Here is a 20,468-nt window from a genome sequence, read left to right on the forward strand (position 1 = left end):
GGTCACCGGATGACGTCGAAGTCGGCGCCCACGGCATCGAGCTTGGCGAGGAACTTCTCGTAGCCACGGCTGAGGATGTCGACTCCGGAGACCTGGGACTCGCCTTCGGCCGTCAGCGCCGCGATCACGTGGCTGTACCCGCCGCGCAGATCGGGCACGACGATGTCTGCGGCGTGCAGCGGGGTGGGCCCGGTGATGACGGCCGCCTGCTCGAGGTCACGACGCGGCACGCGCCGCGGCCCGTCCTGCAGTCCGCGGGGGTGCACGACGATGTCGGCGCCCATCTTGACGAGTGCGTCGGTGAAGCCGAGACGGTTCTCGTAGACCGTCTCGTGCACGACCGAGCGGCCGTTCGCCTGCGTCAGCGCCACGACGAGCGGCTGCTGCCAGTCGGTCATGAACCCGGGGTGCACGTCGGTCTCGACGACGACAGGCTTGAGCTCGCCTTCGCGGCGGAAGAGGATGCCGTCCTCCTGGATGTCGAACCAGCCGCCCGCCTTGCGGAAGATGTTGAGGAAGGTGAGCATCTCCTGCTGCTTGGCCCCGCCGACGAAGATCTCGCCGTCGGTGGCCAGCGCTGCGGATGCCCACGAGGCCGCTTCGTTGCGGTCGAAGATCGACCGGTGATCGTAACCGCGCAGAGTCTCGACGCCCTCGATGAGGATGACGCGGTTCGGCTCGTACGAGATGATCGCGCCCATCTTCTGCAGCACGGCGATCAGGTCCATGATCTCGGGCTCGATGGCGGCGTTGCGCAGCTCGGTCGTTCCCTCGGCCCTGACCGCGGTCAGCAGCACCTGCTCGGTGGCGCCGACGCTCGGGTACGGCAGGTGGATGTTGGCACCGTGCAGGCGGGCTCCACCCCTGGAGAGACGGATGCCGCTCGGCAGCTTCTCGACGATCGCGCCGAACTTGCGCAGTGCGTCGAGGTGGAAGTCGATCGGGCGGTCGCCGATGCGGCATCCGCCGAGGTCGGGGATGAAAGCCTGACCGAGACGGTGCAGGAGCGGTCCGCAGAACAGGATCGGGATGCGGGAGGCACCGGCGTGGGCGTCGATCTCCTCGAAGTGGGCCGACTCGACATCGCTCGGGTCGAAGACGAGAGCACCCGGCTCATCGCCGTCGGAGACCCGGACGCCGTGCACCTCGAGCAGCGAGCGCACGACGGCGACATCGCTGATGGCTGGGACGTCGCGCAGCACGCTGACGGTCTCGCCGAGCAGCGAGGCGACCATCGCCTTGGTCGCGAGGTTCTTCGCGCCCTTGACATCGACACGGCCGCGCAGGGGGCGGCCGCCACGAATGGCGAGGACGTCACCGGTGAGTGGGGGGACTCCGTCCGGAAGAGCGTCGCGCACAGGTGTCGTCATTCGGAGCCTCACTTCATTCAACGGAATTCGGGGCGGGGTCGCCCTCGGCTCCCCCGCCCCGCCGTTCACTGAACGGGAAGGGTCCGGGGCCGCCACGACTCGCGACGGGCCTCGAACTGCGCGATCTTGTCTTCGTTGCGCAGCGTGAGCCCGATGTCATCGAGCCCTTCAAGGAGCCGCCATCTAGTGTAATCGTCGATCCCGAGGTCAGCCTGGATCTCACCGATCGACGCGACCCGCGCCTCGAGGTCCACGGTGATGGATGCCCCGGGATTCCGGTCGATCTCGGCCCAGATCCGCTCGAGATCCTCTTCTGAGATGGTCGCCGCGACAAGCCCCTGCTTGCCCGAGTTGCCTCGGAAGATGTCGGCGAAGCGCGGGCTCAGGACGACCGCGAACCCGAAGTCGCGCAGTGCCCAGACGGCATGCTCTCTGCTCGATCCGGTGCCGAAGTCGGGTCCGGCGACGAGCACCGACGCCCCCTGGAAGGCGGGCTGGTTGAGCACGAACTCGGGGTCCTGGCGCCAGCCGTGGAACAGCGCGTCCTCGAAGCCGGTCTTGGTGACCCGCTTGAGGAAGACGGCGGGGATGATCTGGTCGGTGTCGACGTTCGAGCGCTTCAGCGGAGCGGCGATGCCTGTGTGGGTGATGAACTTCTCCATGGTCAGACCTCCGCCATCTCGTTCAGGTCACTGGGACTCGACAGCGTGCCGCGGATCGCGGTCGCCGCGGCGACCAGCGGCGACACCAGGTGCGTGCGACCGCCCTTGCCCTGCCGACCCTCGAAGTTGCGATTCGACGTCGACGCACAGCGCTCACCGGGAGCGAGCTGATCGGGGTTCATGCCGAGGCACATCGAGCAGCCGGCGAATCGCCACTCCGCGCCGAAGTCCTTGATGATCTTGTCGAGGCCCTCAGCCTCGGCCTCCAGCCGAACCCGGGCCGAACCGGGCACGACCATGACGCGGACGCCGTCCGCCTTCTTCTTGCCTTCGATGATCGAGGCGAACGCACGGAGGTCCTCGATGCGGCTGTTCGTGCACGACCCCATGAAGACGGCGTCGACCGGCACATCCTTGAGCGGCGTGCCAGGCGTCAGATCCATGTACTCGAGGGCGCGCTCTGCGGCTGCGCGCTCGTTGGCATCGGCGATCTGAGCGGGGTCCGGAACCGCTGCCGACAGCGAGATGCCCTGCCCGGGGTTGGTGCCCCAGGTCACGAACGGCTCGAGCTCGTCGGCGTCGATGAAGACCTCGGCGTCGAACGCCGCACCCTCGTCGGTCGGGAGTGTGCGCCAATAGGCGACGGCGTCGTCCCAATCCTTACCCTTGGGCGCGTGGGGGCGACCTTTCAGGTATTCGAAGGTCGTCTCGTCGGGGGCGACCATGCCCGCGCGGGCGCCGGCCTCGATCGACATGTTGCAGATGGTCATCCGCCCCTCCATCGACAGCGCACGGATCGCGCTGCCGCGGAACTCCAGGACATAGCCCTGACCGCCGCCGGTCGTGATCTTCGCGATCACAGCGAGGATGATGTCCTTCGCGGTGACTCCCGGGCGCAGAGTGCCCTCGACGGTGATCGCCATCGTCTTGAAGGGCTTGAGCGGAAGCGTCTGGGTCGCCATGACGTGCTCGACCTCGCTCGTGCCGATGCCGAATGCCATGGCTCCGAAAGCACCGTGAGTCGAGGTGTGCGAGTCGCCGCAGACCACGGTGATGCCCGGCATGGTCAACCCGAGCTGCGGGCCCACGACGTGCACGATGCCCTGTTCGGCATCGCCCAGCGAGTGCAGGCGCACGCCGAACTCGGCGGCGTTGCGGCGCAGCGTCTCGATCTGGGTGCGGCTCGTGAGGTCGGCGATGGGCTTGTCGATGTCCCACGTCGGCGTGTTGTGGTCTTCGGTGGCGATCGTCAGGTCGACGCGACGCAGCGGACGACCCTCTGATCGCAGGCCGTCGAACGCCTGAGGACTCGTGACCTCGTGCACCAGGTGCAGGTCGATGTAGATCAGGTCGGGCTCACCGTCCTCGCCCTTGACGACGAGGTGGTCGTCCCAGACCTTCTCAGCGAGGGTCCTGGGACGTGCGGGAGCTGTGTCTGCTGCGGGGATGTTCATTGCGTCTCTCCTGAAGCTGGCGGTTCGGCCCACGATGGACTCCGCGACGAGGAGGGGCTCAGAACGAGTTCTCGTCGCGGCCGCTAAGGAGGAGCACGATCCGCATGACGTCAGATTACCACCGCTTCCGCGACCGGAGTCGCCGCGTGACACGCTACTGTCACCCGCACCTTCGAGAGGCATCCGCATGACCGATGACACGACCGGCTTCGCCACCAGAGCGGTTCACGCCGCCCGGAATCAAGGCGCTGCGTCTTCGAGGGCGACGCCGATCTATCTGACAGCGGGGTTCGAGTTCGACGACTTCGATCACGCCGCAGATCACTTCGGCACCGGCGCCGGCTTCGGCTATACCCGCACGGGCAACCCGACGGTGAGCGCCGTCGAACGACAGCTCGCGTCTCTCGAATCGGCCGCGGAGGCGGTGCTGGTCGCGAGCGGTCAGGCCGCGGTCGTCACGGCCCTGCTGACGGTGGCCGGAGCCGGAGACCACATCGTGTCCTCGACCCACATCTACGAGGGCACCCGGGGACTCCTTCTCGACAACCTCGCGCGCCTCGGCATCGAGACGACCTTCATCGACGAGATCGCCGACCCCGAAGCGTGGCGGGAGGCCATCCGCCCCACCACGCGCGCGCTGTTCGCCGAGTCGATCGCGAATGCGCGGAATGACATCCTCGACATCGCCGCTGTGAGCGCGGTCGCGGATGAGTTCGCGATCCCGCTCATCGTCGACAACACGCTCGCGACGCCGTTCCTGCTGCGTCCGATCGAGCACGGTGCAGCCATGGTCGTGCACTCCGCATCGAAGTTCCTCGCGGGTCACGGGTCGGTGCTCGGCGGTGTGATCCTCGACGACGGTCGTTTCGATGCGGAGAAGGCCGGTCACAATGCACCGCACCTGGTGCTCCCGGGCCGCGGGGGCTTCCCGAGCGTCTACGCTCGCCACGGCGGCAACGCGCGGATCGCCTACGCCCGCGAATCGGTGGCTCCGCGCTTCGGCGCCTCCCCGTCTCCTCTCAACGCGTTCCTGATCGGACAGGGCGCCGAGACCCTCGGCCTGCGGGTCGAGCGCCAGTCGCGGAACGCTCTCGAAGTCGCCCGCTGGCTGGCCGCGCAGGACGCGGTCGAGAGCGTCGATCACGTGGGCCTCGAGACTCACCCCGATCACGCGCTCGCGCAGCGGTATCTGCATGGCGGGTACGGCTCGATCTTCACGTTCACCCTCCGCGGAGGGATCGACGCCGCACGCGATTTCGTCGAGAGCGTCGAGGTCTTCACGCACATGACCCACATCGGCGACGTGCGCTCGCTGGTGCTGCATCCGGCGACCACCAGCCACTCGCACCGCACACCCGAAGAGCGCGACATCCTCGGTGTGCAGCCGGGAACCCTGCGACTTTCGGTCGGCATCGAAGACGTCTCCGACCTCATCGCCGACCTCGCCCGGGTGCTCGAGCCTGCGCGAGAGGCCGTCGCGTGACCAGGCCCCAGCACTTCGGCTGGTTCCTCGCCCGCGGCTTCGGTCCCCAGGGGTGGGGATATCCGTCTCTTGACTGGGACTACGACTGGACACGTCCCGAGATCTATCAGGAGGCCGCCCGGACGCTCGAGCAGGCAGGCTTCGACCTCGTCATCATCGAAGACGCGCCTTCTCTCGGCTCGCCGGACACGATCGACCTCCGCGTACGTCATGCCTTCGGCGGGCCCAAGCACGACCCGCTGCTTCTCGCCCCGTATCTGTTCCAGGCGACCCGGCACCTCGGAGTCGTGCCCACCGTGAATCCGGCGGCGTACCTTCCCTACACGGCGGCGCGGCAGTTCTCGACACTTCAGCACCTCAGCGGCCACCGTCTCGGGCTCAACGTGGTCACCGACACCGGCAGCGCTCGTCACTTCTCAGCGGCGGCGCAGCTCGGACACGATGCCGCCTACGACCGGGCCGAGGAATGGCTCTCCGGCATCCGCTCGCTCTGGCGCAGCTGGGAAGACGGCGCGCTGATCGGAGACCGAGAGAGCGATGTCTTCGCGGACGGGTCGAAGCTGCGCACCGTGCGGCACCGCGGAGAGCACTTCGCGTTCGACGGCCCTCTGAACGCAGTGCCGTTCACCGACGGGGAGCCTGCGATCGTCTCCCCCGGCGGATCGGGTCGCGGCCTCGGATTCGCCGGCGCCAACTCCGATGTCCAGCTCGCCCTCGCCCCACTGGACGAGGCATCCGTGCGCGCCTACCGCACGAAGATCCACGACGCGGCGATCGCGGCCGGGCGTTCAGCCGCCGACATCAAGATCCTCTTCGCGATCCAGCCGGTGATCACGTCGTCCGCCGAGGAGGCCGACCGGATCGTCGCTGCATCCGCGCACCCCGATGACGCGGCACTCGTGCAGATCGCCCGCAAGCAGTCGAGCGATCTCGAGACCGACCTCACCACGCTCGACCTCGACCGGCCGCTCGACGTGTCGATCTTCGGGGACCACGTCTCACGCGGCAGCATCCAGCGTCTGATCGGCGACCGCGGAGACGATGCCCCGTTGCGCGCCCACCTCACCGCCCTCGCCCGCGCCGGGCGCATCGCCGACCGCTCCGGCTTCGTCGGGACCGCCGAGGAGTTCGCCGACCTGATCGAGGAACTCGGCGAGTGGGGCAACGACGGCGTGCTGCTGTGGGGCGACTTCCACCCCGTCACGCTGCACCGCACGCTCGACGAGCTCGTGCCGGTCCTGCGGCGCCGTGGCATACTCCGCCGTGACCACGTCGACGGAGGACTGCAGGCCAACCTGCGCGCGTTCTGACCCGGTGGGGCGCAGCGGGCTCTACCAGCCCATGGAGCCGGGCACGCCCTTGAACGGCCCGACGACGGACGACGTGACCCAGCCGCCGTAGAAGCCGCCCGGCTGCGGAACCACGACCTCGTCACCGACAATGCACTCATCCATCGGTGCCGCATACACGGCCACCCGGTCGCGCAGCATCTCGAAACCGGGCGAAGGATGCGGGTAGTTCCATGCCGCACCGGCCGCTACCAGGTCTCCACCGCGCACATCGAGATAGCGCGCAGCGCCTTTGAACTCGCAGAACGATGAGCCAGGGGCATCCGAGAGCGCACCCTCGACGAAGTCGGCGATCGGAAGGTAGTACACGGGAGGGTGACTCGTCTCGAGCACCCGCACGGCATCCCGCGTATCGGCGACGAGATCGCCGCCGAGGCGGATGGTGACGCGCTCGGACACCTTCTCGACCCTGGGTGGCCGCGGATAGTCCCACACGGATTCCTGGCCGGGCGATGGGGCGATGGGCTGAGGTCTGCGCATCTGTTCACTGTACGTTGCGCGGTGTTGACTGGGGTCATGGCTGAACTACCGATGTTCCCGCTCGGCTCGGTGCTGTTTCCCTACACTCCGCTGCCGCTCCGCGTCTTCGAGCCGCGGTACCTGACGATGATCGGGCACCTGCTCGACGACGACGACCCGCAGTTCGGCGTCGTGCTCATCGAGCGCGGTCACGAGGTCGGGGGCGGTGATCGACGCAGCAGGATCGGCACGATGGCCAGGCTGGTGAGCGTGGCGGCGGACGCCCAGGTGCTGCACACCCTCGCGGTCGGAACAGCCCGCTTCAGGGTCGATCAGTGGCTCGACGATGCGCCCTTTCCCCGCGCAGAGGTCACACAGCTGCCCGAGCTGACATGGAACGACGCCCTCACGCCATTGCGCACCGAAGCAGAGGCGATCGTACGGCGGGTCCTCGCGCGCGTGGACTCGCCGTGGGATGCCGACACCGAACTGTCAGATGACCCGCTCGCCGCGGCCTGGCAGCTCGCCGCGATCGCACCGCTGGGCGAGTACGACCAGTACGCCCTGCTGCAGTCCAACTCACTCGGCGCCCTGCTCGGCCAGGTCATCGACCTCACCCTCGAAGCGGAGCTTCTCTGGTCAGCCGAGTGAGCGGGCTGCACTCACTCGACGATCGCTGCCTTCTTCGCCGCTGACTTCTCGCGCGACGACGCGATGAGACTGGCGACCGTCGCGACGGTCATCGACACGACGATGACCCCCAGCGACACCATGTTGTCGATGTCGGGCACCCACTCGACGTGCTCGCCGCCGTTGATGAAGGGCAGCTCGTTCTCGTGCAGAGCGTGCAGGATCAGCTTGATGCCGATGAAGCCGAGGATCACGGCGATGCCGTAATGCAGGTAGCGCAGGCGATCGAGCAGGTCGCCGAGCAGGAAGTAGAGCTGACGCAGCCCCATGAGCGCGAAGATGTTCGCGGCGAAGACGAGGAACCCGTTGGTGGTGATCTCGAAGATCGCGGGGATCGAGTCGATCGCGAAGATCAGGTCGGTCACACCGATCGTGATGAACACGATGACCATCGGCGTCCACATGCGCTTGCCGTCGACGGTCGTGCGCAGCTTCGATCCGTCGTACTCCTCGCTGATGTCGATCCGGCGCCGCAGCAGCCGAACGATGAAGTTCTCCTTCTTCACATCGTCTTCGTGCTCGCCTTCAGGCATCGCCTGCTTGATCGCGGTGTAGATCAGGAACGCACCGAAGATGTAGAAGATCGGCGAGAAGTTCTCGACGATCGCCACACCGACGAGGATGAACGCACCGCGCAGGACGAGCGCGATGATGATGCCGACCATCAGCACCTGCTGCTGCAGGCGTCGCGGGACGGCGAACTGCGCCATGATCAGCACGAAGACGAACAGGTTGTCGATCGACAGGCTGTATTCGAGTGCCCAGCCGGTGATGAAGTCGCCCGCGTTGCGCCAACCGGACACGCTTCCGAGGAGCACCGCGAAGAGCAGTGCGAGGCCGACGTAGAACACGACCCACAGCGTCGACTCCTTGGTCGAGGGGATGTGGGGACGGAGACGGATCAGAAGCAGGTCGCCGATCAGGATGATCGTGAGGACGATCATCGAGGTGATCTCGAACCAGACGGGAATGTCCAAGGGCGTACAGCACCTTTCGGGAGGGTCGGAGGAAGGCCGAAAGTCTCTCCCACGCACAGAGTGCGTCGCACGACCGGAGCAGCGATGTCGGTACTCGTGATGACGGTGGATGCGCTTGCGGGATACTCCCTCTCGCGTCACCAATGTTAGCGGAGCGAAAGGGCCGCGGTGGAATAGTCGACGTGACCTCGACTTCGCACCCAGACACCGCCCCGAACGGCATCCCTCCCCTCGCCCCCAGGCCACAGAATTCGTGGGCTCGGGCGATCGGATCCCTCATCTTCGTCAGCCGCTGGCTGCAGGCCCCGCTGTATCTGGGGCTGATCGTCGCGCAGCTCGTCTACGTGATCGTCTTCATGGTCGAGCTGTGGCACCTCATCGAGGGCGTCATCCACGACATCTCGCACCTCGACGAAGCGGTGATCATGCTGGCCGTGCTCGGTCTGATCGACGTCGTGATGATCGCCAACCTGCTCATCATGGTGATCATCGGCGGCTACGAGACGTTCGTCTCGCGCATCAACGTCGACGGCCACCCGGACCAGCCCGAGTGGCTCTCGCACGTCAACGCCAACGTTCTCAAGGTGAAGCTGGCGATGGCGATCATCGGAATCTCATCGATCCACCTGCTCAAGACCTTCATCGAGGTCGGTGGCATGAGCGAGAACGGGATCAGCACGGACGGCGAGAAGTACACCCCCATCGGCGTGCTCTGGCAGGTCGTCATCCACATGGTGTTCATCGTGTCGGCAGTGGCACTCGCCTGGATCGACCGCATGTCTCAGCAGACGCTCGCGAAGGCGCACGCGCAGCCCGCACACTGATCTGAGACGATGGGGCACCCTCCGACACTTCCAGGTGAGAGACACCGAACGGAATCGGGATGCCAGTGCAGACGAGTGATCAGAAATGGGCGGCTCAGGCCGCGGCAGGTGACGAGAGCGCCTTCCGCGAGCTGTACCGCTCGTATGTCCGCCCGGTCTACTGGATCGCGCACGGCATGCTCGGCTCCCCCGCGGATGCCGAGGATGTGACGCAGGAGACCTTCGTCACGGCATGGCGCAAGCTGCCGGGGTTCGAGCTGCAGGGAGACTCGATCCTCCCGTGGCTCGCGACGATCTGCCGCTTCCAGGCTGCGAATCGCCTTCGCCAGCGCAGGCGCGACCAAGCCCACACGACGGATGCGGTGGACGATGCCCTGCCCTCGACGATCAGCGTCGAGGAGCAGGTGATCACCGCAGACCTCGCGGAGCGCATCGCCGCCGAGATCGGCACGCTGAGCGACCTCGACCGAGCGATCTTCCGACTCTGCGCCGCCGAAGGCTATGCCTACCAGGCCGCGGCTGAAGAGCTCGGCGTGAGCCACGCCATCGTTCGGAACCGTCTCTCCCGAGTCCGCACCCGACTACGCGGTGCCGTGAAGGAAGCGAGCGACGCATGAACGCCACACCCAGCACCGAGCAACTGCCCGAGCTCACCGATGCCGCGGTGGCCCGCATCGAATCAGCCGTGTTCGACGACATCGCCGCCGAGCGGCCACGGCAGGCCCCAGCCGCGGCAGGGGCTCGGCACCGCCGGCGTCGATGGATGACCGGCGCGGGGATCGCGGCTGCGTTCGTCGTCGGCGTCCTCGTCACTCCCCCGATCCTCACCGCGGTCGGCGGTTCGGCGACGAGCACGGCCGAGGGCGGAGACATGATCGTCACGGAGGAGTCACGCTCGGGCTCTGCCGACCAGGGCGCACCCGCCGGCGCGGACTCGGCCGAGTCTGCGCCGGCGGCCGGAGATGTCGCAGTGACTGATCGCGAGATCATCGCGACCGCCAACGCGACAGTGGAGGTGAAGGACATCGCGGACGCCGCCGACACGATCGGCGCACTGGCCGAATCGCGTGGCGGCTATGTCGAAAGCACCGAGATCGGCAGAAGCGTCGCCGTCGACGACACCTCCGCGCCCGTGCCGACGGACTCGGGCTACGGCTGGATCAGCATCCGAGTGCCTTCGGCCGACCTTCCCGCGGTCATCGACGAACTGGCCGAATCGGGAGAAGTGCTCTCCTCCTCGATCTCGCAGCAGGATGTGACCTCGACGGCGATCGACCTGCGCGCCCGCATCGATGCGACCAGGGCATCTGTTCAGCGACTCAGCGAGCTGATGTCCCAGACGGGCACCGTCGCGGAACTCATCGAGGCCGAGGTCGCGCTCACAGAGCGCCAGGGGCAGCTCGAGTCGTACGAGCAGCAGCTCGCATCGCTCGAGGACCAGGTCGCGATGTCGAGTCTCACGGTTCAGCTGACTCGCACCGCAGCCCCGACCACCGCCGACCCCGCCGGGTTCTCGGACGGGCTCCTCGCCGGGTGGAACGGCCTCGTTGTCTCGTTGAACGCGCTGGTGGTCGCCGTCGGATTCATCCTGCCGTGGCTCGCCCTGGCCGGAGTGGTGGTGCTGATCGTGTGGATCGTCCGTCGGTCGCGCCGCTCCCGTCGCGCCGCCGCCACGAGTGCGAGCTCGAACGCGGACTGAGCTCGGTCTGGCTGTCGCTGATCGCGGCAGCCAGACCGAGGATTCACTCGGGAACGACGAAAGCCCTCGGAGAACCGAGGGCTTTCGCTTGTTGTGACCCCAGCGGGATTCGAACCCGCGTTACCGCCGTGAGAGGGCAGCGTACTAGGCCGCTATACGATGGGGCCGTCTGGCAGAACGTTTCCGTGCCGCGACAACTGTACAAGTATGCCACGACGATTCTCGCGCCGCCAAATCGAGCCGAGCCGTCGTCGATTCCCGGGCGTGGCGCACTGGCTCGGCGGTTTGCCAGGGAGGCTGCGAAGGAGTTGACTCGCCTCATGCGCATCACGAAATTCGAACATGCCGCTCTTCGCATCCAGCAGGGCGATGACATCCTCCTGATCGACCCGGGTTCGTTCACCGCCCCCCTGAGCGATCTCTCGGGTCTCGTCGCCGTCGTGATCACCCACGAGCACCCCGACCACTGGACGCCCGAGCACCTGGATCGGATACTCCGCGCCGCACCCGGCACTCCGATCTACGCACCGGCGGCCGTCGCCCGTGCGGCTGACGGCTACGACATCTCAGAGGTCGCTCCCGGAGAGACCGTCACGGTGGGCGCGTTCACGCTCCGATTCTTCGGTGGCACGCACGAAGTGATCCACTCGTCGCTGCCCACAGTCGAGAACGTGGGCGTGCTGGTCAACGACACCTTCTACTACCCCGGCGATTCCTACGCGGTTCCCGAGGGTGTCGAGGTCGGCACCCTCGCCGCTCCGCTCGGAGCGCCCTGGCTGAAGATCGGCGAGGCCATGGACTACGTCCTCGCGGTGAACCCGCGTCGGGCGTTCGGCACTCACGATATGACCCTGTCGGTCGCAGGCAAGACTATGCACCGCCAGCGGCTGCAGTGGGCGACCGAGCAGGGCGGCGGAGAGTTCTCGGTTCTCGAACCGGGCGACTCGCTCGACATCTGACCGTGGCGGACTCCCCCTCCGCCGAGTACTCCCTCGATGAGAACGGCGTACGAGACCTCCTCCGGCGAACCAGCCCTGATCTCGCCGCGCTGCCGCTGAGGCTGTTCGCCGATGGCTGGGACAACTCGATGTGGAGGCTCGGTTCGGAGCTCGTCGTACGACTGCCTCGACGCGAGCTCGCCGTATCCCTCATCACGAACGAGCAACGCGCGCTCCCCGCGATCGGCCCGGCGCTGGCGGCCGTGGGCATCCGCACCCCCGTGCCGCTGATCTCCGGCGAACCGAGCGAGCTGTTTCCGCGACCCTGGTCGGTCGTCCCCTGGATCTCCGGAACGACAGCGCTCGCCTCTTCCCGATCGGACAACACGGCGTGGGCACCACGACTCGCCGACGCCCTGAGGGCACTGCACGCCCCGGCCCCGGCGGACGCTCCCCGCAACCCGGTGCGAGGACGCGCCCTGAGCACCCGAGACGATGCGATACGGCCTCGACTCGACGCGTTCAGGCACCGCACGTCGCTCCGCGACGCCTGGGTCGCAGGTCTCGCCGCACCGGTCGGCTCAGAGCAGGTCTGGATCCACGGTGACCTGCACCCGGGCAACCTGCTGGTGGAGGACAGCACGCTCGCTGCGCTCATCGACTTCGGCGACGTCACGGTCGGCGACCCCGCCTACGATCTCGCCTCGTCGTGGATGCTCTTCGACGCCCAAGGTCGCGAGGTGTTCCGCAGAGCGACCGGATCTCGGTATGACGATGCCACCTGGGTTCGCGCGCGAGCGTGGGCGGCGTACATCGCCCTGATTCTCCTGACCCAGAGCGACGACCAACCCGAGTACTTCGCCGTGGGGGCGAGCACCGCCGACGAGCTCGACGCGGGCTACTCTCAGCTATGGGACGGGCGCTGAGAGATCTCACCAGGTCCAGATCCCATATACATCGAGCCTCGCGAGTAGGCCCCGCGATGAGCCCGCTCAGCTCTCCGGTGGCTTGCGATAGTGGTCGATGAAGTTGCTTCGCGTCGTCGCGTGTCGCCTGTATCTCTGGTGGAGGCTGGCGGGGCCGCCCCCTCTGCTTGGGGTGCTTGAGAAACGGCCAAGGAGGTCCGGTTCAGGTGGTCGTCTTCGCGAGCATGCGCAGGATGCGCACGAGTCCGGCCTCGGTGTCCGTGGTGTATCGGAAGCCGTCCGGCGTCTCGACGATCGAGCCGTTCTCGACCGACTGATCCCACCAGTCGGCGACAAAGTCGCGCGCCCACCCGCCTGTCGTGAAGCCGAAGCGATCCGCGACAAAAGAGACCGGGAGCATCAGGCGATAGCACGGCACGGAGTATTCCACGGCATCCGGATCCCCGTCGATGAACTCGTCGCGCGACCGAGCGGTCGTCAGCGTCGAGTACAAGAGGAACATCGCCGCGTACATCAGGTGGGAGTTCGCGTCCGCGTGCAGAGAGAAGAATCCCTTGTCCGCCACGATCCGGCGACCGACCTCGCGTACGGCGGCGCCCGCACCTGGGAGGGTTTCGGCAATGGCGTCGATGCCGCGCTGCACGATCGGCGAGAAGGATCCCTCGTTCACGATCGCGAGGTACTCGGCCCGCTCCTCCTCCGGATCGGGCTGGAACTCCTCCTCGGACACGAGACCGCGGATGAAGGTCGCGAAGTCCTTCGCGATAGAGGAGACCCGGTATTCGTCCTCCTGGTCGACGACGACCACCGCGGGTTCACCCTGCGGACCGCACTCCCGGTAGTCGAGGGCGAACTCGGAGTGGCCGGCCGTTGGCGTGTCGGCGAAGTAGACCCCGATGGCGGGGTACTCCCACTCTTGTTCCATGAACCTCGATCCCATAGAGCCGAGGAGCGAGTAGTGCGATGTTCGTCCGATCGCGTACAGCCCGGTGACGGCGACGTGGTCCTCCGCCCAGACGTGCACGCCGGTAGTCGGGAAGCAGCTGCGGTCCAGCGTGCCGCCGTTGCGGACCGTGCGGCAGAGCTCGATGTATGCCGCGGGGAGGCGGTAGCCGAGCTCCGTCTCGACTTCGGCGATCAACTCGTCAGACGGTGCCGCCTCGGTATAGCTCTCGAACCCGTAAGCGTGGTCATCGAACAGCCCCGCCAGGTCGTCATCGCTGAAGATGCGATCCATCTCTCCCCCTCGCTCAAGCAGTGTCCTGTCTCACAGGCTAAGCGCTCACAGCCGCAAGAAGATGAACCATCCGGTCCGGGGCGGTCCTGAATCAGAGTGACAGACTGGTCCCGGATCAGGTTGACAATCTCACGCGACGCCCTGCCATCGCTTGATCCCTCGCGAAGAGCAGTTTGAGCACTCCCGGCGCATGAACGCGGAGATGAGAGTCGCGGTCCTCAGGTGAAAGCAGCTGAGGCAGCCGCAGCGTTCCAGGTCGAAGCGGGCTAGCTCTGCGCAGCTCGGACGCGCAGCGCTCGGGCCAGGTGATCGCGCTGCTCGATGACGATCCGGCGCAGCGCCGCAGGTGCCGCACTGTTGTCGGCAAGCCACGCATCCACGAGATCGAGCGTCGATGAGGCCGGGAACAGCCCCACGACCAGGCGCTGAGCCAGCTCGATGCTCCGCGCACCCCAGGCGTCGCCGATCCTCTCGAAGTACTCCGCGTCGAACCCCGCGATGATATCACCTCGTCCACCTGCTCGGAAGCCCGCGATCACGGCATCCAGATGGTCGTTGCTGAGTGACCCGTCGTTCCAGGCCGCGTCCCAGGCTGCGGCCCGCACCGCGGGATCGGGTTGCGAGGCGAGTGCCCTGCGGGCGGCCGTGCGACCGCTTCCGGTGTCGTCGGACTCCAGCTGGGCTGCGACGTCATCGGCCCCCGCGTGTCCTGTCGTGACGAGAGCCGTCAGCAGCTGCCACCGCAGATCAGGGTCGATGGTGAGCCCCGCGGGGGCATCGCCGCCCAGGAGCGCGCGGACCTCGGCGGCGTGCACGTCGTCGAACGCCGACGCCGACGCGAGAGCGCGCGCCCACGAGAGTTGGGCATCACTGCCGGCATCGGAGTCCTGCAGCGCAGCCCACGCGGTCTCCACCCACGCCCGCTGCTCGCTCTGTCGCTCATGGTCGTTCGCGTAGTGCCGGATCGCGAAGAGGGCATTCGCGAGAATCCCTGCGAGCAGACCGATGTTCGACTCGTGCGGCGCATGTGCGCGCACGATCGAGGTGTATCGCGCCACCGTCAGCTCGCCGTCACGCGTGGCGTTCCACAGCGACGACCAGACGACGGCCCTCGCGAGGGGATCGTCGATGGAAGACAGCGATTCCTGCACCGTCGTCAGCGATGCGTCGTCGAGCCGCACTTTGGCATAGGTCAGGTCGTCGTCGTTGAGCAGCACGAGGTCGGCGACCGGGACGTCGATCGGTGTCCGCTCGTCGCGGATGTCGAGCGCGATCTGGTCGCGACGGACCACCCGCCCGTCGACGCGGTGATAGAGCCCGACCCGCAGGCGATGCGGCCGAGGATCGCTCTGCACGAGCGTGGCGCTGCCGTCGGCCTCTCGATCGAGCCGCAGCGTGGAGACCCCTGTCGTCTGCAGCCATGCCTGCGACCACTCGGTCATATCGCGGCCGGAGACCGCGCTCAGCTGCACGAGGAAGTCGTCGAGAGTCGTATTGCCGAAGGCGTTCGCGGCGAAGTACCTGCGGGCACCCTCGAAGAACGCGTCGTCGCCGACGAAGGCCACGAGCTGCTTCAGCACCGCGGCACCCTTGGCATAGGTGATGCCGTCGAAGTTGAGCTTCGCCGCCTCGAGGTCGGTGATGTCGGCGACGATCGGGTGGGTGGTCGGCAGCTGATCCTGCTGATACGCCCACGCCTTGCGGTTGGCGGCGAACTTGACCCACGCGTCATGGAAGCGGGTCGCCACCGCCGACGCGTGCGAGCCCATGTAGTCCGCGAAGGACTCTTTGAGCCACAGGTCGTCCCACCATTTCATGGTCACGAGGTCGCCGAACCACATGTGCGCCATCTCGTGCAGGATCGTGTTCGCGCGGGCCGCGCGCTGGGCGTCGGTGGCGGCGCCCCGCGACAGGTAGGACTCGGTGAACGTCACGAGTCCAGGGTTCTCCATCGCGCCGAGGTTGTACTCGGGCACGAAGATCTGGTCGTACTTGCCCCAGGGATAGGGGTAGGCGAAGGCATCGGTGAAGAAGTCGAGACCCTGGCGCGTGATCTCGAGGATCTCGTCGGACTCGAGGTACTGCGCGAGCGACTGTCGTGCGAACACGCCGAGCGCGATGCGCTGGTCGTCACGCTCCCACTCGCCGTCGATTCGGGCGTACGGCCCCGCCGCGACGGCGGTGATGTAGCTCGAGATCGGGAGCGTCGGGGCGAACTCCACGCGCTGCACCCCGACTCCGGCGTCGACGGTCGCCGCGACCTGGTTAGAGAGCACTTCCCAGCCCGCGGGAGCATCGATCACGAAGGTGTATGGCGCTTTGATGTCGGGCTGCTCGAAACACGCCATCACTCGTCGAGAGTCGGCCGGTTCGTACTGCGTGTAGAGATAAGTCCGGTCGTCGACGGGATCGTGGAACCGGTGCAGCCCCTCGCCGGACCGGCTGTAGCTTGCGACCGCCTCGACACGCACCACGTTGGTGTCGACAAGGTCTTGCAGCTCGATGCGCGCGCCGTCGTAGACCACGTCGCGCTCGACGCCGTTCACGACCACTCTCGCGACGCTCTCTCCGATGAAGTCCAACCAGGTCGAGTGCGCCGTCGAGGTGAACTCCAGCGTCGTGATCGTGGAGAACCCGTTGCGCGCCCGCTCGGGTGCACCCGTGAGGTCGAGTTCGACGCGGATGCTGCGCACGGAGACGGCAGCGGATCGCGCCGCGGTCTCCTCTCGCGAGAGGTTGGCTGTGTCCATGCCTCCATCCTTCCATCTGAGACCGATGCACCAGCACGTACCTTGCGTTGCATTGCGCAACAGAAAGGCGTAGAGTTGCGTCATGCAACAGAACCGGGAGTCACACGGACGCCTCAGCGACAGCGCCGCCGTCCTGCGGTCTCTCGTCGCCATCACGCGCCGCGGCCTCGTCGACGCCCGCGCGGAAGAACCGAGGCTGTCGATCACCGACCAGTCCATCGTCATGGCGATCGCCGACGAACCAGGGATCCGCTCGACCGACATTGCCCGCATGTTCCGTCTCAACCGGTCCACCGTGTCGCGTCAGCTTTCGGCACTCGTCTCTCTCGGCCTCGTACAGGAGATGCCTTCAGCCCCCGGGCGCGGCCGTCCGCTCGAGCTGACCGCCGAGGGCGAGGAGGCCTTCCGCAACACACTGCGATCACTGCAGGGCGTCATCGACTCGCACCTCGCGCAGTGGACGGATGCCGAGGTGCAGCGCTTCGCGCACGACCTCCAGCGCTTCGACAGAGGCGACGACCCCGCATGACCACGGCCCACAAGGCCATCAGAGGAAGAAGAGAAATGAAGAACATCACTGTTCTCGGCACCGGCGTACTCGGATCGCAGATCGCGTTCCAGACCGCCTTCCACGGTTTCGACGTCGTCGCCTACGACATCGATCAGCCTGCGCTCGACCGCGCGGCCGAGCGGTTCGAGCGTCTTGCCGTGCGCTACGTCGCCGATGGTGTCGAGAACGCCGCAGACGGCGGCGCGCAGGCGGCGATCGGCCGCATCCGGCTCACTTCCGACCTCGCGGAGGCTGCAGCCTCGGCCGACCTCATCATCGAAGCCGTGCCGGAGAACCTCGAGCTCAAGCAGGGCATCTACCGGACTCTCGCCGACGCCGCACCGGCCACGACGATCTTCGCGACGAACTCCTCGACTCTGCTCCCCAGCGCGCTCGCAGAGTCGACGGGGCGCCCCGACCGCTTCCTCGCCCTGCACTTCGCGAACGAGATCTGGTCGCACAACACCGCGGAGATCATGGCGACGCCCGCCACCGACCCCGCCGTCTACGAGAAGATCGTCGAGTTCGCGACCCGCATCGGCATGGTCCCGATCCAGATCAAGAAGGAGAAGGCCGGGTACCTGCTGAACTCGCTGCTCGTGCCTTTCCTGCAGGCCGGAGCCGAGCTGGTCGTCGACGGCATCGCGGAACCGGAGGCCATCGATGCGACGTGGCGGATCGGCACGGGCTCCCCGGCCGGCCCGTTCGAGATCTACGACATCGTCGGGCTGACGACGGCATACAACATCTCCCGCATGGGAGGCGAGAAGCAGCAGCGCTTCGCCGAGCTGCTCAAGGAGCAGTACATCGACAAGGGCAAGCTGGGCGTGGCGACGGGCGAGGGCTTCTACACCTACCCCCGAGAAAGCTGAATCCCCTCAGCGCCCGAGGAGCTTGCGGATCGCCGTCTCGGGCGACACCGTGAGATCGAGGGTGCGACCGCGCGCGTAGAGGCGGAACACACGCGGATCGATGTAACTCCCTCTGGCCACCGCGAGGGTGTTGCCGAGCGCTGACGCCGTGGCCTGCACGGCGAGGCGCTCGGCACGCCGCCGCTCGTTCTTCGTCTCGAGTCGACCGATCCTTGCGAGGGCGTCAGCCGCGAGGATCGTGCCGTGCAGCGTGCGGAAGTCCTTGGCGGTGAATGACGCCCCGGCGACCTGCCGAAGGTAGTCGTTGACCTCGCTCGATGTCAGGCGCACGCGGCGGCGGCCCTTGCGGTACGCCAGCAGCGGTGCCTTGGGCGAGCCGACGGCGAACTCAGACAGCGCCTCGGCGAGGGCGGCGTCGGTGATCTCGATCGCGGCGAGCTGCTTGCTCTTCGCCGGAAAGCTCAGGGCCACATCGATGCCGTCGATGCGCACGTCCCGTCGCCGGAGAGTGCTCAGCCCTCGACTGCCGTGCTTCACGAGGTAGCGCTCGGAGCCGATGCGCAGGGCCGCGTCGTCGAGCAGTCGGAAGGAGACAGCGAGTGCCCGCTCTCGGGTCAGTCCCGGTTCGCCGATGGCGCGCGTGACCTTGGCCCTGGCCGCAGGCAGCGCCGCTGCGAGCTTGAGCGCTCGGGCGAACTTGCGCTGGTCCCTCCCCGTGCGCCAGAGCGGGTGGTAGAGATACTGGCGTCGTCCGGCATCGTCGGTGCCGACCGCCTGGATGTGCGCGAGCGGATCCGCGGCGATCCACACGTCCTTCCACGCCGGGGGTATCGCGAGGTCGCGGATGCGCTCCCTGTCGGGCTCGGCGACCGGGGTGTTGCCGGCGTCGACGTATCGGAACCCCGACCCGGATCGTATGCGGCGGATTCCTGGCGTCTCGCCCGGAACGACTCTCGTGAGCGCCATTTCTCGTCCTCTCCGTCACGCCGCGTCCGGCACGGGGTGCTTTTCGATCACGATGGCCGACGAGAAGCGAGGCGTGAAGGGCATGGCGCGACGCCGGGGCGAGGTGCTAGGCGACGCCGACTGCCTCCTCGACGCCAACCCCTCGGACCCCTGCCCAAGAATCGGATTGTCGGGGCGCACCGCGGTCTGTCATCCTCTTCACTATGGCCATGTCATTCGAGGAGTTCCGCACGTCCCTCACCAGTGCAGATCAGCGGGCCGCTTTGGGGGTGCAGCTCACCGACCTCGAAGCGCAGCAGGTGGCCGACGATCCGGCCTCCGCTCAGAGCTGGTACGCGTACTGGCTTTCGACGCAGCCGACGACTCCCCCACCGCCCGCAGGCCCGGCCTACGATGCACCGCCGCCGGCCTACGCCGCGCCGCCGCCCGCCTACGACGCACCGCCGCCCGCCTACGCCGCGGCTCCGGCCGCCTACGACGCACCGCCGCCGGCATACGCCGCGGCTCCGGCCTACGCCGCGGCTCCCGGCTATCCCGCGCAGGACGGCGCCCCTGTCGGTTCTCCCGCCTATCCGGGGTACGAGCCCGCGCCCGACGGCCGACCCGGCAAGAAGAAGCGGGTCGGACTGTGGGTGACTCTGTCGATCCTCGGGGCCCTGCTGCTGATCGCGGCCATCGTCGTGATCTTCGCCTTCGCCACAGCACGCCATTGGACCAAGACCGATGTGCCTGAGCAGCCCGAGACCTTCCGCAGCGAAGAGTACGAGACCGGTCGCGTCGACGTCACGATGGATGACGTGAATCCGTGCACGGTGAACCAGGACTGGACCGACTGCACGAACCTCATGGTCGCGACCTATACGGCCGCGTGCGTCGATGTCGAGCTCACCGAGACCGCGACCCTCCTGTGCACGGAGTACAGCTCGGCGATAGACGAGATGAAGGCGCAGGACGGCGACGGCTATTACGTCGCAACGCTCGGCAGCTATGGGAGCCTGCATCAGACGCCCGAAATCGACACCCGCCAGGTCTCGAACGACGACTACGAGCCCGCTGTCACCCACGAAGCGGTGTGCTACCTCGGCTTCATCGGAGAGTGCGAGTAGACACTCGACCGGAAACGACAAAACCCCCGCCTGAGCGGGGTTTTTTGTCTTGCTGGGGTACCTGGACTCGAACCAAGAACAACGGAACCAGAAACCGCCGTGTTGCCAATTACACCATACCCCAAGGGCGAAACCGGAGTCTCGCACCGAGAGTCA

General features: G+C 67.0%; 19 protein-coding genes and 2 tRNA genes. 11 read left to right on the forward strand and 10 right to left on the reverse strand.

The window, feature by feature from the left end; all coding sequences use genetic code 11:
- Positions 1–2: 2 nt before the first annotated feature.
- The 3 genes from murA to leuC all read right to left on the reverse strand — a co-directional run bounded on the left by murA (position 3) and on the right by leuC (position 3,486).
- Positions 3–1,370, reverse strand: a complete 1,368-nt coding sequence (gene murA / locus RQG82_RS01955; protein ID WP_311257448.1) for a UDP-N-acetylglucosamine 1-carboxyvinyltransferase — start codon at positions 1,368–1,370, stop codon at positions 3–5.
- Positions 1,371–1,435: 65 nt separating this feature from the next.
- On the reverse strand, positions 1,436–2,032 hold the full coding sequence (gene leuD / locus RQG82_RS01960) for a 3-isopropylmalate dehydratase small subunit (RefSeq protein ID WP_140036920.1): 597 nt from the start codon (positions 2,030–2,032) through the stop codon (positions 1,436–1,438).
- Positions 2,033–2,034: 2 nt separating this feature from the next.
- Positions 2,035–3,486, reverse strand: coding sequence for a 3-isopropylmalate dehydratase large subunit (leuC, locus tag RQG82_RS01965; protein WP_311257449.1), 1,452 nt, complete (start codon positions 3,484–3,486; stop codon positions 2,035–2,037).
- 187 nt (positions 3,487–3,673) lie between these two features.
- On the opposite strand from leuC, the gene RQG82_RS01970 reads away from it, so the two are divergent.
- A complete protein-coding gene (locus RQG82_RS01970; RefSeq protein WP_311257450.1) occupies positions 3,674–4,969 on the forward strand; it encodes a PLP-dependent transferase in 1,296 nt (431 codons plus the stop codon).
- Positions 4,966–6,279, forward strand: coding sequence for an LLM class flavin-dependent oxidoreductase (locus RQG82_RS01975; protein ID WP_311257451.1), 1,314 nt, complete (start codon positions 4,966–4,968; stop codon positions 6,277–6,279). Before RQG82_RS01970 ends, RQG82_RS01975 begins: the two co-directional genes overlap by 4 nt.
- Before the next feature lie 21 nt (positions 6,280–6,300).
- Here the strand turns inward: RQG82_RS01975 and RQG82_RS01980 are convergent, their stop codons facing one another.
- A complete protein-coding gene (locus RQG82_RS01980; protein WP_311257452.1) occupies positions 6,301–6,798 on the reverse strand; it encodes a DUF427 domain-containing protein in 498 nt (165 codons plus the stop codon).
- A 36-nt stretch (positions 6,799–6,834) separates the two neighbouring features.
- On the opposite strand from RQG82_RS01980, the gene RQG82_RS01985 reads away from it, so the two are divergent.
- Positions 6,835–7,428, forward strand: a complete 594-nt coding sequence (locus RQG82_RS01985) for an LON peptidase substrate-binding domain-containing protein (RefSeq protein ID WP_311257453.1) — start codon at positions 6,835–6,837, stop codon at positions 7,426–7,428.
- Positions 7,429–7,439: 11 nt separating this feature from the next.
- On the opposite strand, the gene RQG82_RS01990 is transcribed toward RQG82_RS01985, so the two are convergent.
- Entirely contained in the window at positions 7,440–8,444 is a 1,005-nt protein-coding gene (locus RQG82_RS01990; protein ID WP_311257454.1) for a TerC/Alx family metal homeostasis membrane protein, read from the reverse strand.
- A 182-nt stretch (positions 8,445–8,626) separates the two neighbouring features.
- On the opposite strand from RQG82_RS01990, the gene RQG82_RS01995 reads away from it, so the two are divergent.
- Genes RQG82_RS01995 through RQG82_RS02005 form a run of 3 tightly spaced genes read left to right on the forward strand, consistent with a single transcriptional unit; the run spans position 8,627 to position 10,967 of the window.
- Positions 8,627–9,268 carry a TIGR00645 family protein gene (locus RQG82_RS01995; protein WP_311257455.1) on the forward strand — a complete coding sequence of 214 codons (642 nt, stop codon included), beginning with the start codon at positions 8,627–8,629 and terminating at the stop codon, positions 9,266–9,268.
- 59 nt (positions 9,269–9,327) lie between these two features.
- Positions 9,328–9,885, forward strand: coding sequence for an RNA polymerase sigma factor (locus RQG82_RS02000; RefSeq protein WP_311257456.1), 558 nt, complete (start codon positions 9,328–9,330; stop codon positions 9,883–9,885).
- Positions 9,882–10,967 (forward strand): DUF4349 domain-containing protein, encoded by a 1,086-nt coding sequence (locus tag RQG82_RS02005; RefSeq protein WP_311257457.1) that lies wholly within the window; start codon positions 9,882–9,884, stop codon positions 10,965–10,967. Before RQG82_RS02000 ends, RQG82_RS02005 begins: the two co-directional genes overlap by 4 nt.
- A 94-nt stretch (positions 10,968–11,061) precedes the next feature.
- Here the strand turns inward: RQG82_RS02005 and RQG82_RS02010 are convergent.
- Positions 11,062–11,134 (reverse strand) — tRNA-Glu (locus RQG82_RS02010).
- Positions 11,135–11,287: 153 nt separating this feature from the next.
- Here RQG82_RS02010 and RQG82_RS02015 point away from each other — a divergent pair.
- Together RQG82_RS02015 and RQG82_RS02020 are read left to right on the forward strand one after the other, a co-directional pair.
- On the forward strand, positions 11,288–11,926 hold the full coding sequence (locus RQG82_RS02015) for an MBL fold metallo-hydrolase (protein WP_311257458.1): 639 nt from the start codon (positions 11,288–11,290) through the stop codon (positions 11,924–11,926).
- A 2-nt stretch (positions 11,927–11,928) separates the two neighbouring features.
- Positions 11,929–12,831 carry an aminoglycoside phosphotransferase family protein gene (locus tag RQG82_RS02020; protein WP_311257459.1) on the forward strand — a complete coding sequence of 301 codons (903 nt, stop codon included), beginning with the start codon at positions 11,929–11,931 and terminating at the stop codon, positions 12,829–12,831.
- A gap of 202 nt (positions 12,832–13,033) precedes the next feature.
- Here the strand turns inward: RQG82_RS02020 and RQG82_RS02025 are convergent, their stop codons facing one another.
- Both RQG82_RS02025 and pepN read right to left on the reverse strand, forming a co-directional pair.
- Positions 13,034–14,068, reverse strand: a complete 1,035-nt coding sequence (locus RQG82_RS02025) for an SMI1/KNR4 family protein (protein WP_311257460.1) — start codon at positions 14,066–14,068, stop codon at positions 13,034–13,036.
- A 266-nt stretch (positions 14,069–14,334) separates the two neighbouring features.
- Positions 14,335–16,818 carry an aminopeptidase N gene (gene pepN / locus RQG82_RS02030; RefSeq protein WP_311257461.1) on the reverse strand — a complete coding sequence of 828 codons (2,484 nt, stop codon included), beginning with the start codon at positions 16,816–16,818 and terminating at the stop codon, positions 14,335–14,337.
- 82 nt (positions 16,819–16,900) lie between these two features.
- On the opposite strand from pepN, the gene RQG82_RS02035 reads away from it, so the two are divergent.
- Both RQG82_RS02035 and RQG82_RS02040 read left to right on the forward strand, forming a co-directional pair.
- On the forward strand, positions 16,901–17,347 hold the full coding sequence (locus RQG82_RS02035) for a MarR family winged helix-turn-helix transcriptional regulator (RefSeq protein WP_311257462.1): 447 nt from the start codon (positions 16,901–16,903) through the stop codon (positions 17,345–17,347).
- 35 nt (positions 17,348–17,382) lie between these two features.
- A complete protein-coding gene (locus RQG82_RS02040; RefSeq protein ID WP_311257463.1) occupies positions 17,383–18,240 on the forward strand; it encodes a 3-hydroxyacyl-CoA dehydrogenase in 858 nt (285 codons plus the stop codon).
- 6 nt (positions 18,241–18,246) lie between these two features.
- Here RQG82_RS02040 and RQG82_RS02045 read toward each other — a convergent pair whose 3' ends face one another.
- Positions 18,247–19,206 carry a DNA topoisomerase IB gene (locus RQG82_RS02045; protein WP_311257464.1) on the reverse strand — a complete coding sequence of 320 codons (960 nt, stop codon included), beginning with the start codon at positions 19,204–19,206 and terminating at the stop codon, positions 18,247–18,249.
- A 203-nt stretch (positions 19,207–19,409) separates the two neighbouring features.
- On the opposite strand from RQG82_RS02045, the gene RQG82_RS02050 reads away from it, so the two are divergent.
- The gene (locus RQG82_RS02050) at positions 19,410–20,312 is read left to right on the forward strand and encodes a hypothetical protein (protein ID WP_311257465.1); all 903 of its coding nucleotides are present in this window, start codon (positions 19,410–19,412) and stop codon (positions 20,310–20,312) included.
- 52 nt (positions 20,313–20,364) lie between these two features.
- On the opposite strand, the gene RQG82_RS02055 is transcribed toward RQG82_RS02050, so the two are convergent.
- Positions 20,365–20,436 (reverse strand) — tRNA-Gln (locus RQG82_RS02055).
- Positions 20,437–20,468 lie beyond the last annotated feature (32 nt).

This window comes from Microbacterium sp. WCS2018Hpa-9 (assembly GCF_031843745.1).
Classification (GTDB): domain Bacteria; phylum Actinomycetota; class Actinomycetes; order Actinomycetales; family Microbacteriaceae; genus Microbacterium.

What these genes read in the sequence shown, in the direction of transcription:
- murA (WP_311257448.1), bottom strand. Translation starts at nt 1,370, where the DNA reads ATGACGACACCTGTGCGCGACGCTCTTCCGGACGGAGTCCCCCCACTC.
- leuD (WP_140036920.1), bottom strand. Translation starts at nt 2,032, where the DNA reads ATGGAGAAGTTCATCACCCACACAGGCATCGCCGCTCCGCTGAAGCGC.
- leuC (WP_311257449.1), bottom strand. Translation starts at nt 3,486, where the DNA reads ATGAACATCCCCGCAGCAGACACAGCTCCCGCACGTCCCAGGACCCTC.
- RQG82_RS01970 (WP_311257450.1), top strand. Translation starts at nt 3,674, where the DNA reads ATGACCGATGACACGACCGGCTTCGCCACCAGAGCGGTTCACGCCGCC.
- RQG82_RS01980 (WP_311257452.1), bottom strand. Translation starts at nt 6,798, where the DNA reads ATGCGCAGACCTCAGCCCATCGCCCCATCGCCCGGCCAGGAATCCGTG.
- RQG82_RS01985 (WP_311257453.1), top strand. Translation starts at nt 6,835, where the DNA reads ATGGCTGAACTACCGATGTTCCCGCTCGGCTCGGTGCTGTTTCCCTAC.
- RQG82_RS02000 (WP_311257456.1), top strand. Translation starts at nt 9,328, where the DNA reads ATGCCAGTGCAGACGAGTGATCAGAAATGGGCGGCTCAGGCCGCGGCA.
- RQG82_RS02005 (WP_311257457.1), top strand. Translation starts at nt 9,882, where the DNA reads ATGAACGCCACACCCAGCACCGAGCAACTGCCCGAGCTCACCGATGCC.
- RQG82_RS02015 (WP_311257458.1), top strand. Translation starts at nt 11,288, where the DNA reads ATGCGCATCACGAAATTCGAACATGCCGCTCTTCGCATCCAGCAGGGC.
- RQG82_RS02025 (WP_311257460.1), bottom strand. Translation starts at nt 14,068, where the DNA reads ATGGATCGCATCTTCAGCGATGACGACCTGGCGGGGCTGTTCGATGAC.
- pepN (WP_311257461.1), bottom strand. Translation starts at nt 16,818, where the DNA reads ATGGACACAGCCAACCTCTCGCGAGAGGAGACCGCGGCGCGATCCGCT.
- RQG82_RS02035 (WP_311257462.1), top strand. Translation starts at nt 16,901, where the DNA reads ATGCAACAGAACCGGGAGTCACACGGACGCCTCAGCGACAGCGCCGCC.
- RQG82_RS02040 (WP_311257463.1), top strand. Translation starts at nt 17,383, where the DNA reads ATGAAGAACATCACTGTTCTCGGCACCGGCGTACTCGGATCGCAGATC.
- RQG82_RS02045 (WP_311257464.1), bottom strand. Translation starts at nt 19,206, where the DNA reads ATGGCGCTCACGAGAGTCGTTCCGGGCGAGACGCCAGGAATCCGCCGC.
- RQG82_RS02050 (WP_311257465.1), top strand. Translation starts at nt 19,410, where the DNA reads ATGGCCATGTCATTCGAGGAGTTCCGCACGTCCCTCACCAGTGCAGAT.